Genomic DNA, 11,945 nt, shown 5'->3' with positions numbered 1-11,945 from the left:
ACGGCCGGCCTGCCCGCCTCGGCCCCGCCCAGCACATTCCGCAGCCGGGGCCTGCTTCCCACGCATACTGACGTGACCGTATCGGGCCCTGCCCGTCATGTCATGACCGGCCGCGGAGGCCGGGCGCGTGTGCTCAGCGCAGCCACTGCTCCTGGTCGGCGGGGCGGTACAGGGTGATGGCCTTGGGCAGCTTGTCGAGTATCAGCCGCCGGTAGGTGGCGTCGGTCACCTCACCGTCGTAGGCGAAGTGCGGCTCGCCCCGCAGCACCTCCAGCTCCAGCCGGCGTACCTGGGCGGTGGTCAGCACCCGGGAGCTGTGCAGGGTCCCGGTCAGCACGGCCAGCAGCAGCCGGGTGCGGGCCAGCGGGGTGCCGGCGTCCACGGCGCGCACGTCGAGCAGTCCGTCGTCGAGCTGGGTGCGGTAGGTGGGGGCGAAACCGGCCGGGTGGTAGATGCCGTTGCCCGCGAAGAGCAGCCAGATGCTGCGCCGGCGGCCGTTGATGACCACGCTCAGCGGGCTGCCGGTGGCAAGGACCTTGGCCAGTCCCACGGTGAGCGCGGGCCACTTGCCGATCCGCTTCTCCAGCCGCTCCCGGGCGTGCACGAGCTCGGAGTACACCCCGATGCTGAAGGTGTTGAGGAAGAGCTGCTCGGTGCCGGGCGCGCCCGGCACCTCGGGGGAGGAGGCCCGGCCCACGTCGGCGGTGACCGCCTCGCCCGCCCGGATCGCGCGGGCCACGTCCTCCAAGCTCTGGTTGCCCAGGTCCGCGGCGAAGTGGTTGAAGGTCCCGCCGGGGAAGACCGCCAGCGGCACCCGGTGGCGGGCGGCCGTCGCGCTGCCCGCGTTGACGGTGCCGTCCCCGCCGCACACGCCCAGCGCCCCGCCGTCCGCGACGGCCCGCGCCGCCGCCGCCTCCAGCAGCGCCGCCAGGTCGTCCCCGGGCTCGAACACGGTGATCGCCGCCTGCGGCAGCAGCGCGCGCAGGGCCTCGGCGGTGTCCTTGGACCAGGCGACGCCGGAGGCGGGGTTGACCACCAGGTGCAGGCCCTTGCCCTCGGCCAGCGCGGGGGCGGGCCGGCGCGGGGGAGCGGCGGCGGCCGCGGCCTCCGGTTTCACCGGCCACCAGCGGCAGGTGAGCAGTGCCGCGCCCACCCCCACGGCCACCCCGGCGGCCAGCCGTCCCCGGTGGCCGTGCGGGCGGGCGCCGCGCCCGCGCACCTGGGCCAGGCCCGCGGCGAACGGCAGCACGGCCAGCCCGTGCCGCGGCGACTCCAGGGCGATGCCGCAGGCGAAGGCGGCCGCCGAGGCCATCGGGCCGGCGGGCAGCCCGCCGGGGCCGGGGCGCGTGGCGCGCCCGGTGAGCGCGTCCAGCACCTGCACCCGGCCCACCCCGGTGCGGCGCGGCCGGCCGGCCGGCGCGGTAAGGGCCCGGCCGGCCGCCGCGACGATCGCCACCGAGCCCAGGCCGCGCAGCGCCGCCCGGCGCGCGCTGCGCCCGCCGGTGCCGCCCAGCACGGCCGCGGCGCCCAGCCACACCGCCTCGCTGCCCGCGGCCCGGCCCAGCAGGCGCAGCGCGGCGCCCGCCCGCCCGGCGGGCGCTCCGGCGAGAGCCGCGGCCACCCGGTTCCGCGGCCCCGGTATCGTCCCCAGCCGTCCAGGTCGCTTCATACGCTCGCTTCACCTCTGCACCTAGAAATCCACCGCGCGCGAGCGGCCCGGCCCGCGGCGCTGCCTCACCCTAGCCGCGCCCGCTCTTTTGTTCGGAGAGATGGTTCACCCGCACCGCTCCGCTAGCATGATCGAACTCACGACGGTCGCCCTGATAGCCCAACCCGCACCATAAAAAACACGCTATCTCGCACGAAAAGTGAGCCAATAAACTAAAACCTAACAATCGGCAAGCAATTGATATCAATAGCAACGCGAATATTTTCGCAACAAAATCGCAGAATGATATTCTCCGCGCTGCGCAGGCCGCGGGTGCTGCTGTGGACCGCGGCCGGCGTCGTGACCCTCGCGTTCCTGGTCGCCCTGGAGATCGCCGCACGCCACTACGGCGTGCCCGGACCGATCGCCAACCAGGCGCGAGAAGTGATATTCGCCCCCAAATCGGGCCCGCTGCTGTACGCCAGCATGGCGCTGATGATGGTGGTCCTCACCTGGCGGCAACGCGCCGTCGCGGCCGCCGCCGCCGTCGGCATCGACCTCGTCTTCTTCCTGGTGCGCTGGATCGTCGGCGCCGACATGATGTTCGGCAACGGCGCACTGTGGGTGATCCTGGCCCACGGCGTCATCGCCCTGACCCGCCGCACCGGCCCGGAGCGCGTCCTGCTGCTCAAGGGCGTCGGCCTGGGCCTGCTCCTGGTGGCCGGCCGCAAGACCGGCGACGCCTGGCTGCTCATCACCTCCAAGACCCGCCCCACCGTCCTGGACGAGTACGTGGCCACCGCCGACCACGCCCTGGGCAACCCCTCCTGGCTGGCCGGCCGCCTCGTCGAGGCCACCGGCCCCGTCGGCGCCCACATCCTCGACTGGGTCTACATCCAGCTCGCGGTCGCCGCCGTCGCCGTCTCCCTCTACCAGCTGCGCCACGTCGCCGCCGAGCGCCGCTTCCCGGGCCACTACCTCGTGCGCACCTTCCTGGTCATCGGCCTCCTGGGACCGGCCATCTACATGATCTTCCCGGTGGTCGGGCCGATCTTCACCTACGGCACCGGCGCGTTTGGCACCGGCGGCCAGCAGTGGGCACTGGCCGACCTGTGGCCCCACACACCGCCGCCGCTGGACACCCCGCACGCCATCCCGTTCGACGAGATCACCCCCCGCAACTGCATGCCCAGCCTGCACACCGCCTGGGCCACCGCGATCTTCATCCACTCCCGCAAGGGCCCGCGCGTCCTGCGCTACGCCGGCACCTTCTGGCTCCTGGCCACCCTCGGCGCCACCCTGGGCTTCGGCTACCACTACGGCGCGGACATCGTCGCCGGCGTGGTCTTCGCCTTCACCATCGACGCGGCCCTGCGCGCCCTGGACCGCGGCTGGGACCGCCCGGCCGTCCTGCTCGTCCTGCACGGCACCGCCGTCTTCGCGCTGATGCTGGTCTCCTACCGCTACCTGCCGGTGCAGATGGCCGACCGCCCCTGGCTGTTCGGACCGCTCCTCATCCTGGCGATGATCTCGGTGATCCACGGCTACGTACGCACCACCCGGCTGTGGGAACCCAAGAGCGCCCCGGCACAGCAACCCGAACCGCAGCCCGAAATGGTGTGAGCACCCCCGGCCGGCACCCCGGCCATTTCCCCTGGCCCGCTTTGCGCCGGATCCCTCTTCCTTTCCGAACACGACCCGGACACCGGCCAGAACATGAGCACACCGGCGGGTGAAAAAAGGACCGCCCGGTGAAACTGCCTGGCCGCCGCCCCCGACGGGGGCGGCGGCCAGAGGGCCAGAGGGGCGAACGCCTCGCGCCGCTCCTAGGACACGACCAGGGCGGAGCCACCCTCGGGGGAGAGGGCGGCGAGCCGGCTGCGGGCGGCCGCGAGGGCGGCACCTATCTCACGGGTCCCGGTCGACACGCACAGCGTGTAGGCGACGTCCTCCATCCGCTGACGGGCGTCCTTGGTGCCCTTCTCGGCGTGCGCAGCACGCAGCGTCTCGTACTGCTCGACCAGGTTCTTCAGCACCACGGGGTGTGCCATCAGCATCAGAGGCCTCCTCATCGCCACTACTCGCAGGGGGTGTGCACCGCCCCTTGTGCCCCCGATTCAGATCGGCATTCCCCCACAAATCAGCATTGTCACCCCGCTCGGCGCCGCCCTCCAGTCGAGCCGCGGGCCCGGGACGGCGGCACCGCTGCCGCCGTCCCGGGCCCGCACCCGCCACCCAGGAGCTACAGGGCGGGAGTGAACCGCTCCCAGACCCGGTGCGAGCCCAGCAGCCCGGTGACCGCATCGAGGACCGCCTCGGGCCTCGCGCCGCTCACCACGCCCGGGGCGTCCACGGGCAGCCCCGCCGCCTCCAGAGCGGCCGCTCCGCGCCCCCAGGCCCCGATGGCCTTGCCGTGCCGGAACGCCTCCGCGAGCATCAGCAGCAGCCGGGGCTCGACCCCGGTCAGCCGGGCCGCGCCGTCGTCCGCCTTGGCATCCCGCGCCCCGTAGGCGTCGGCCGCGGGAGCGGGCGCCCCGGCCAGCAGGAGGGCGTCGAACTCGATGGACCGGGCGGTGGTGAAGGTGCGCTGCACGGTAACCGGGTCGCCGTCGGGGTCCAGGGTGCCGCCGGCCGGGGCGATGACCAGCGGGACCATGCCCGCGTCCAGGACCGCCCGGCGCACCGCGCGCACCCCCTCCAGGTCATCGGCACCGTCGGTGACGATGCCGACGATCCGGCCGTCCACCGGCCACTCCTGCCCGAGCTGGGACAGCGCCGGACTCGGCTCCACCGCGGCCGGCGGCGCGGTCGCCTCCGGCACCGGCAGGCCCAGGCCCGCCGCGACCTGCGCGCACAGCTGCGGGTCGATGTTGGCCAGCACCTTCAGGCCCCGCTGCTTGATGCCCTCGTTCCAGCACTTGCCGAGCTCGAAGGTGTAGGCGGCCGCGATGTGCTCGCGCTCGGTGGGCGTCATGCTGAGCCAGAACTGCCGGGGCTGGCTGAAGTGGTCGTCGAAGGTGGCCGCCGCGTCCCGCACCTTGCGCGCGGCCGGCACCTCGGCCGGCACCTCGATGTAGGCCCCGGTGTCCGCGCCCGCCAGGAACGGACAGCCGCCGTCCACCGAGTTGGGCCGGTAGGGCGCCGCCCCCCGGTGCACGGCCGTCTGGTGCATGCCGTCGCGCAGCATGTCGTTGACGGGCGCATGGGTGCGGTTGATCGGCAGCTGGGCGAAGTTGGGGCCGCCCAGCCGGCTGATCTGGGTGTCGAGGTAGGAGAAGAGCCGCCCCTGCAACAGCGGGTCGTCGGTGACGTCGATGCCCGGCACCAGATGGCCCGGGTGGAAGGCGACCTGCTCGGTCTCGGCGAAGTAGTTCGAGGGGTTGGCGTTCAGCGTCATCAGCCCGATCGGCTGCACCGGCGCCAGCTCCTCGGGCACGATCTTCGTGGGATCCAGCAGGTCGATGCCCTCGAACATCTGGTCCTCGGTGTCGGGGAAGGTCTGCACCCCCAGCTCCCACTCCGGGAACGCCCCCGCCTCGATGGCGTCGGCCAGGTCACGGCGGTGGAAGTCGGGGTCCACGCCGCCGGTGAGCTGCGCCTCCTCCCACACCTGCGAGTGCACACCCAGCCGCGGCTTCCAGTGGAACTTCACCAAGGTGGTGGCGCCCTCGGCGTTGACCAGCCGGAAGGTGTGGACGCCGAAGCCCTCCATCATCCGGTACGAGCGCGGGATGCCGCGGTCCGACATGTTCCACAGCGTGTGGTGGGTGGCCTCGGTGTGCAGGGTCACGAAGTCCCAGAACGTGTCGTGCGCGCTCTGCGCCTGCGGGATCTCCCGGTCCGGATGCGGCTTGCCGGCGTGGATGATGTCGGGGAACTTGATCGCGTCCTGGATGAAGAACACCGGGATGTTGTTGCCGACCAGGTCGAAGACGCCCTCGTCGGTGTAGAACTTCGTCGCGAAGCCACGGGTGTCGCGCACCGTGTCGGCCGAACCGCGCGAACCGAGCACGGTGGAGAACCGCACATACACCGGCGTCTCCACCCCCTCGGCGAGGAACCCCGCCTTGGTGATCCCCGCGGCGCTGCCGTACGCCCGGAAGACGCCGTGCGCGGCCGCCCCGCGGGCGTGCACCACCCGCTCGGGGATGCGCTCGTGGTCGAAGTGAGTGATCTTCTCCCGCAGATGGTGGTCCTGCAGCAGCACCGGGCCGCGCGACCCCGCCTTCAGCGAATGGTCGGTCTCATACAGCCGCGCCCCCTGCGCGGTGGTCAGGTAGGCCCCCTCCTGGGCGACCTTCTCCTGCGGCACCCCGGTGGGCTGCCCCGTCGGGCTGTAGGTCTGCGGACCGCGCTGGTCGGCCTTGGGCGGCAACGGCTCACGCGGCTTCGTGGGCTCCTCCACCGGCACCGCCTCCGGGCCCGGAGCACCGGGAATCTCGTTTCCGGACCGCATGGCGTTCTGGACCTTCTCCACAGCCTTCTCCGCGGCGGCCGACACGGGGTTCTTCTTCTCGCTCACTGGATTCCGATCGTTCGAGACGGGACCGTGCCACACACAGCCGTGCGTGGCACGCGGCAGGGGCGCTATCGCGAGACGACGGGTACCCCACGACTTCTTGGGGGACACATGTACTGCGCCGTCCGGGCGCCCCATTCCCGCCCCGCCCCGCAGCGTCCCGCCCCGCCGCGTCCCGCCGCGCCGTGCTTCCCGGCAGCAGGCAGCAGGCGTGGCAGTCGACAACAGGCGGCAGGCAGGCCAGTCCGACTGACCTGCCTGTCATCCACCTGCCCTCACCCGCCCGCCGGCCCGGCGACCGGCCGGTGACCGGCACAGGTGTGCCGCCGCGGTCTCACGCGCCGGCAGCGGCGGCGGCCTGCTCCTCACCCCGCGCCTTGGCCGGCTCCGCGCCCGGCTCCTCACCCTGCTGCTTGTCCTGCTGCTCGGCCTTGGCCGGAGTGGCCTGCGCGGGCACCGGCGCCGAACCGGCGGTGTAGAAGACGGACGTGCCCTGCTTGCTGCGCTGGGCCTGGCTCTTGGCCACCAGCCCTTCGAGCGTGGTGCGCACCACGGTCGTCTTGACGTTGCGCTGCGGGTGGGCCCGGCCCAGGGCCGTGGCGATCTCCGCCGCCGAGCGCGGCTCGCTCTGCTCGGCCAGGTGCCCGCGGATCAGCTCGACCAGCGTGGGCTGCGCCGGCTTGGCGGGCTTGGCGGCCTCGCTCTTGCCGGCCCCCTTGCCGGAACTCTTCGCCGTTGCCTTTCCGGCGCCCTTGCCCGCGTTCTTGTCCGCGCTCTTCGCGGCGGCCTTGCCCGGGGCCGTCTTCTGGGGAGCGGCCTTGGTGACCCCGGCCCGCTTGCTTGCCGCGGCGGCGCCGGAGGACTTCTTCTGCGCCGACTTCTTCTCCGTGCGGGGGGCGGGCACCGCGGCCCGCTCCTCCACGGCGGCGGGCTGCGCGGAGGCCGGCACCTCACCCCCGAGCGCCTGCTGGATGCTGACCAGCACCGCGTGGTCACGCTGATGGGCCGCCAACTGCTCCTGGAGCGAGGCGATTTCCGCACCGAGGCGCTGCTGCTCCTTGGTGTTGCGTTCGAGGTCGGCACGGACTTGAGCGGTGTACTGCGATGTCAGTTCGGTGGCGGAGACGTTCTCGGACATGGGGCGCACAACCTTTCCCGGACCTGCGGCCGGAGTTGGAGAGCCTGCTGCACATGTGTGCTTCCCGAGACCGGGGTTGGGGCCCTGGCCTGCGGGGTGACAGCCATATTCAGTACACAGATGCCCTGACACGGCGATAGTACGGACAACCGGAGCGGCCCATTCTCCTTGAGTGGGCTCCGAACTGACCTGCGTTTGCACAGATCCACTGACATGGGCGGCGGCTCCACTACGCCGATGAGCCCCGGAACGCCATGCGTTCCGGGGCTCATCACCGACCGGGGAGGGGGTGTGGGGTGTGCGGTCTAGTAGGGGCCGTTCACGTTGTCGATGGAGCCGTAGCGGTCGGCCGCGTAGTTGCAGGCGGCGGTGATGTTGGCGACCGGGTCGTAGCTGTCCGTCGAGGTGCCGGGCACGTGGTAGGCGGAGAACGTGGGGCCGATGACCTGGAGGAGTCCCTTGGAGGGGGTGCCGGCGGCGGCGTTGATGTCCCAGTTGTTGATGGCCATCGGGTTGCCGGAGGACTCCCGCATGATGTTGCGGTGGATGCCCTCGTAGGTGCCGGGGATGCCGTGCTGGGCCATGATGTCGAGCGACTGCCGGATCCAGCCGTCGAGGTTGTTGGCGTAGGACTTCTTCACCGCGGCGGGCTCGGCGGCGGTGCCGCGCTCGGACCGGTCCGCCCGCTCGGGGGCGGCCGGGGCCTTGGCGCCCAGGGTGAGCTTGATGCCGGGGTGGATCAGCTTCGGGTCGTCGCCGAGGACACCGCGGTTGTCCTGGTACAGCTTCTGCCAGCCGCCGCTCACGGAGTGCTCCTGGGCGATCTCGGCCAGGGAGTCACCCGCGACGACGACATAGGTCTTGGGGGCGGCGGCGGGCTTGGCGGCCGGGGTGGCCGGTGCGGCGGCGGCCGTGGTGGCACCGAGCACCGGGAGAACGAGCACGGCGCCGCCGGTGCCCGCGGCGGCGATGCCCCGGGTGAGCGAGCTGGACTTGGGGCGGCGGTGCTTACCCTTTGCGGGCATGACGCATTCCTCTCCGTCGCCTGCGGGGTGAGCTGTCGGGTTCGGACGGGAGATGTCCGGTCGCAGGACATGCGACTTCACCCCGAGCCGTCCCGGAACCGGGATCGGCGGCTTACCTGGGTCCCCCGCTCCTGCCGTGCGTAAGTGAGTGAGTGTGGGTGGGAGAGTTTCCGGACAGCGGCAGGATTCGGCGTTCCATCCGGATTGACGGTGACGTTAGGCGAGAAAGCCGGTGCGGAACAAGGCCGGAATTCGGGTGAGCGGAATGCACGGGCCCTTGTACCGGGCGACCGGAACTCACCCCCTCTTTGATCAAAAACCCAACTCTCTTTGCGCAGAACGAAAACGCACTCAGCGGCTCGCGGCACTGTGGCCCGTATGGCGTGACGCATTTCACTGGGTGGGGCGCGGCGCGGCCGGGCAGCAGAGGGCGGTATTTCCCTCAAGTGCCCCGCAGTGCAGGCAAAGTCCACGTAAGCCGCTAAAGGCTTAAGGGGGAAGTATTCGGTTGAATCCGGACACACGCAAAGGTTGCTTTTCGTCCCAGAACGGTCATATCGGTGCCGGTGCCGGTGCCGGTGCCGGTGCCGGTGTCGACCTGGCGGGTTCCGCTCCCGGGAGGAGAAGCGGCATCACGGCCGCCGCGGCTCCGAAAGCGGACACCGCGTCAATAACGCTTCCGGTGCGGGCCTGTGGGGGTTCGGGTGCCCGCCGCCTTTTCCATGCGGGCAGGCGGAACGGCAAGCCGGTCAAAGAAAGTGACGCCTGCCCAGAAAAAAAGAGGGGCAGCCGCAGGATTTCCCTTTCCCATTCGGGGCCGCCTCCGCGGACCGGGCAGGCCCGCCGCCCGCCCGGCAACTGCGCCCACCCTGCCGGAAGATGAGCGGCGCAGCCCCCTGCTATCGTGCGCCGATGTCAACGATCAAGCAGTTCCAAGTCACCTTCGACTGCGCGGAACCCGAGCGCGTGGCCCGCTTCTGGTGCGAGGTGCTGGGCTATGTCCTGCCGTCGCCCCCGCAGGGCTTCGCCACGTGGGAGGACTTCCACCGCACCCAGCCCGCCGAGGAGCGGGGCGCATGGGCCGCCTGCGTCGATCCCACCGGGGTGGGCCCGCGCCTGTTCTTCCAGCGCGTGCCCGAGGGCAAGACCGCCAAGAACCGGGTGCACCTGGACGTGCGGGCCGGCACCGGACTGGTGGGGGAGGAACGCCTGGCCGTGCTCGAGGCCGAATGCGCCCGCCTGGTCGCGCTCGGCGCGGTGCGCGTGCGGCTGCTGGCCGCCGACGAGGACAACGAGTCGTGCATCGTGATGCAGGACATCGAGGGCAACGAGTTCTGCCTCGACTGACCCGCCGCCTGCTGTCACCAAGGATTACTGACGCTCGGGTGGGCCCTGCCGCCGGGACAGGGCCAGCCTGCGCCGCTCCCGGTCGATCTCGGTGACGACCACCGTGACCTCGTCGCCCACCCGGGCGGCATCCGACGGGGTCCGCACGGGCGTCCAGGACAGCTCCCGCAGGTGGACCAGTCCCTCGATGCCGTCGGCGACCTGCACGAAGGCGCCGATGGGGACCAGCTTGGTGACCCGTCCGTGCAGTTTCTGTCCCACCGAGATGCTGTCGGCGAATACCTGGAAGGGGTCCGGCCGCATCGCCCGCAAGGACAGTCTGGCCTCCAGGTTCCACGTGTCGAACTGCAGGAACTCGCCCGACACGCGCTGTCCGACCTGCACGACGTCAAAGGCCGTTGCGACGCGCCGCCAGGACAGTTCGGGGATGGTGACGAACCCGACGCCGGGAAAGACCGGGTGATCGGGGCCGTCGTCCAACGCCACGAAGACGCCGAACCGCTCGATCGCCGCGACGGTGCCGGAAAGGACCTGACCCTCGTGCAGTGCTTCCAGGAACGTCCACAGTTCCGGGTTCTCGTCCCGTCCGCCCCTCATGCGTCCAGCCTTTCACGACTGTGCCGGACGCCCCAGCTCGTGCATGGCGATGATCAGGGAGCGTTCGCGGGCGAGGTCGTCATGGATGGTCACCGCCGCCGGCGACAGGTGCTCCACGGCCTCGTCGATGGCCGCCAGCGCCTGCGTGTAGTGGCCCAGGCCGCGGTGAGCCGTCGCCTCGCGGAACAGCGCGATCGGGTCGCTCCGGTCGGCGAACGCCGCCTGGCCCAGGATGTGCAGCATGGCTTGTTCGCGGCCGGCCAGGCCATGGGCCAGCCACAGCCCGTGCAACAGGACATGCAGCGTCTTGGCATGGTCACCGGCCTGCGCCAGCACCTCGTCCATGAGCGGGTATCCGCTGCTGTCGGACCGGGCGAGCAGGGCGAAGGCCCACAACGCCCGTGAGTAGCAGTCGAGTTCACCTCCGCCGTGCGCGGCCAGGGTGTCGAAGAGCTCCTCGATGCCGTGCCGGCGGAAGTCGTAGCGCAGGCTGTTGAGGTAGAGGTGGCGCAGGGCGCGCGCCGCGGTCGGCTCGTCGTACCGGGCGATGTCCTGCGGTTCCAGCAGCAGCAGCGCGCTGCGCCCCATGGCGCGCGCCTGCCACGCGGCGTCGGCGCACACCTCGGCCGACTCCCGCCAGGTGGCTCCCATGCCGCCGAGCAGGTCGGCGAGCAGCACGGGCCAGCACTCACCCTGCGCGGCCGAAGCCGCCGCGGCGGCCCGCAGACGGTCCAGCAGCACCGCACGCCCGCCCGGGACCGTGGCATCAGTCATCGGGTCCTTGCCTTCCGTGGCCGGCACCTGCCATCTGCCGCCCGGCCCCTGCCATCTGCCGCCCGGAGCACGGCGCGGTGGCGGGACGGGACGTATCCCTCCTCACCACCGCACCGCTGCGGCTGCCGAGGAACATGCAGGTACTGTCGCCATGTCACCTGCCGCGGCAGCGGGGCCGGGTAACGGCTGAGCCCGCCCTCTCCACCCGAACGGGCCCCGCCGTGCTACCGCACGGCCCACTTGAGCGGCTCCTTGTAGTACCCCTGCGAGTACGTCACCGCCTTCAGCGTGGCGTCGGCGGGGATGAGGTAGGGCTCGCACACGGTGCGCGTCTCGCCCTTCTTCCAGATGTCGTCGCCCTCCAGGCTCTTGTTGCCGTCATTGCCGACGCAGTCGGCGGGCCGGCTGGAGAGGTCGCCGATGAGGATGAACTTCGTGGCGGGCGCGCCCGCGGAGGTCTCGCCGCTCACGTCGCTCATCACCATCGGCTCCTTGACCGCGGAACCGCCCACGTGCTGGGCCTTCACATAGATCCAGGCGACCTTCAGGTCCTTGTACTTCTTCTGGTCGTTCAGCTCGTCGAGGTCGGCCGGCTTGCCCAGGGTGACCTTCGTCGGCGTGAGGGAGAACTTGCCGGTCTTCTTGTACTTGGTTATCTCCTGCACCGGCCCGGCCTGCCCGAGCTTGAGGTTCTTGGGCGCCTGACCCGCCTCCGAGGCCCCGCCGGCCCCGCCACCGGACCTGCTCTTCTTGCCCGACCCACCGCCGCACGCGGCCAGCGAGAGGGCGGTGACGGTGGCAAGAGCCGCGAGGCCGATGCGCCGGCGGTACGGGGTGGTGCGCTGAGTGCTCATGTGTTCTCTGTGTTTCCTGATCCTGTGGTTCTTGGTTCTTGGT

Annotated in this window: 10 protein-coding genes and 1 riboswitch; of the genes, 2 read left to right on the top strand and 8 right to left on the bottom strand. The window is 71.4% G+C overall.

Going from position 1 to position 11,945, the window contains the following annotated elements; genetic code table 11:
* Positions 1-133: 133 nt before the first annotated feature.
* A complete protein-coding gene (locus ACZ4Z4_RS26895) occupies positions 134-1,669 on the bottom strand; it encodes a diacylglycerol/lipid kinase family protein (protein ID WP_468332400.1) in 1,536 nt (511 codons plus the stop codon).
* 282 nt (positions 1,670-1,951) lie between these two features.
* Between ACZ4Z4_RS26895 and ACZ4Z4_RS26890 the strand changes: the two genes are divergently transcribed.
* Positions 1,952-3,271 carry a phosphatase PAP2 family protein gene (locus ACZ4Z4_RS26890; RefSeq protein WP_468332396.1) on the top strand — a complete coding sequence of 440 codons (1,320 nt, stop codon included), beginning with the start codon at positions 1,952-1,954 and terminating at the stop codon, positions 3,269-3,271.
* A 203-nt stretch (positions 3,272-3,474) separates the two neighbouring features.
* On the opposite strand, the gene ACZ4Z4_RS26885 is transcribed toward ACZ4Z4_RS26890, so the two are convergent.
* The 4 genes from ACZ4Z4_RS26885 to ACZ4Z4_RS26870 form a co-directional block, all read right to left on the bottom strand.
* The gene (locus ACZ4Z4_RS26885; protein ID WP_468332393.1) at positions 3,475-3,705 is read right to left on the bottom strand and encodes a DUF5133 domain-containing protein; all 231 of its coding nucleotides are present in this window, start codon (positions 3,703-3,705) and stop codon (positions 3,475-3,477) included.
* Positions 3,706-3,890: 185 nt separating this feature from the next.
* Positions 3,891-6,170: a catalase gene (locus tag ACZ4Z4_RS26880; protein ID WP_468332390.1), complete on the bottom strand. Its 2,280-nt coding sequence runs from the start codon at positions 6,168-6,170 to the stop codon at positions 3,891-3,893.
* A gap of 331 nt (positions 6,171-6,501) precedes the next feature.
* Positions 6,502-7,305 carry a hypothetical protein gene (locus tag ACZ4Z4_RS26875; protein ID WP_468332387.1) on the bottom strand — a complete coding sequence of 268 codons (804 nt, stop codon included), beginning with the start codon at positions 7,303-7,305 and terminating at the stop codon, positions 6,502-6,504.
* Positions 7,306-7,610: 305 nt separating this feature from the next.
* The gene (locus tag ACZ4Z4_RS26870) at positions 7,611-8,330 is read right to left on the bottom strand and encodes a transglycosylase SLT domain-containing protein (protein ID WP_468332384.1); all 720 of its coding nucleotides are present in this window, start codon (positions 8,328-8,330) and stop codon (positions 7,611-7,613) included.
* Between the two features lie 2 nt (positions 8,331-8,332).
* A riboswitch (cyclic di-AMP (ydaO/yuaA leader) is annotated at positions 8,333-8,487 on the bottom strand.
* Between the two features lie 755 nt (positions 8,488-9,242).
* On the opposite strand from ACZ4Z4_RS26870, the gene ACZ4Z4_RS26865 reads away from it, so the two are divergent.
* Positions 9,243-9,677, top strand: coding sequence for a VOC family protein (locus ACZ4Z4_RS26865; RefSeq protein WP_468332381.1), 435 nt, complete (start codon positions 9,243-9,245; stop codon positions 9,675-9,677).
* Between the two features lie 24 nt (positions 9,678-9,701).
* Here ACZ4Z4_RS26865 and ACZ4Z4_RS26860 read toward each other — a convergent pair whose 3' ends face one another.
* The 3 genes from ACZ4Z4_RS26860 to ACZ4Z4_RS26850 all read right to left on the bottom strand — a co-directional run bounded on the left by ACZ4Z4_RS26860 (position 9,702) and on the right by ACZ4Z4_RS26850 (position 11,902).
* Positions 9,702-10,274 (bottom strand): S1 RNA-binding domain-containing protein, encoded by a 573-nt coding sequence (locus ACZ4Z4_RS26860; protein WP_468332378.1) that lies wholly within the window; start codon positions 10,272-10,274, stop codon positions 9,702-9,704.
* A gap of 12 nt (positions 10,275-10,286) precedes the next feature.
* On the bottom strand, positions 10,287-11,048 hold the full coding sequence (locus ACZ4Z4_RS26855) for a hypothetical protein (RefSeq protein ID WP_468332376.1): 762 nt from the start codon (positions 11,046-11,048) through the stop codon (positions 10,287-10,289).
* Positions 11,049-11,272: 224 nt separating this feature from the next.
* A complete protein-coding gene (locus tag ACZ4Z4_RS26850; RefSeq protein ID WP_468332373.1) occupies positions 11,273-11,902 on the bottom strand; it encodes a hypothetical protein in 630 nt (209 codons plus the stop codon).
* Between the last annotated feature and the right edge of the window lie 43 nt (positions 11,903-11,945).

The sequence above is a fragment of the Streptomyces sp. NPDC030245 genome (genome assembly GCF_055572995.1).
The sequence above is the reverse complement of the archived record's forward strand: the minus strand, read 5'-3'. Positions and strand labels throughout refer to the sequence as shown.

Excerpts from the sequence above, each read along its gene's own strand:
- ACZ4Z4_RS26855 (WP_468332376.1), bottom strand. The coding sequence starts at position 11,048 with ATGACTGATGCCACGGTCCCGGGCGGGCGTGCGGTGCTGCTGGACCGT.
- ACZ4Z4_RS26875 (WP_468332387.1), bottom strand. The coding sequence starts at position 7,305 with ATGTCCGAGAACGTCTCCGCCACCGAACTGACATCGCAGTACACCGCT.
- ACZ4Z4_RS26870 (WP_468332384.1), bottom strand. The coding sequence starts at position 8,330 with ATGCCCGCAAAGGGTAAGCACCGCCGCCCCAAGTCCAGCTCGCTCACC.
- ACZ4Z4_RS26895 (WP_468332400.1), bottom strand. The coding sequence starts at position 1,669 with ATGAAGCGACCTGGACGGCTGGGGACGATACCGGGGCCGCGGAACCGG.
- ACZ4Z4_RS26890 (WP_468332396.1), top strand. The coding sequence starts at position 1,952 with ATGATATTCTCCGCGCTGCGCAGGCCGCGGGTGCTGCTGTGGACCGCG.
- ACZ4Z4_RS26850 (WP_468332373.1), bottom strand. The coding sequence starts at position 11,902 with ATGAGCACTCAGCGCACCACCCCGTACCGCCGGCGCATCGGCCTCGCG.
- ACZ4Z4_RS26885 (WP_468332393.1), bottom strand. The coding sequence starts at position 3,705 with ATGCTGATGGCACACCCCGTGGTGCTGAAGAACCTGGTCGAGCAGTAC.
- ACZ4Z4_RS26865 (WP_468332381.1), top strand. The coding sequence starts at position 9,243 with ATGTCAACGATCAAGCAGTTCCAAGTCACCTTCGACTGCGCGGAACCC.
- ACZ4Z4_RS26860 (WP_468332378.1), bottom strand. The coding sequence starts at position 10,274 with ATGAGGGGCGGACGGGACGAGAACCCGGAACTGTGGACGTTCCTGGAA.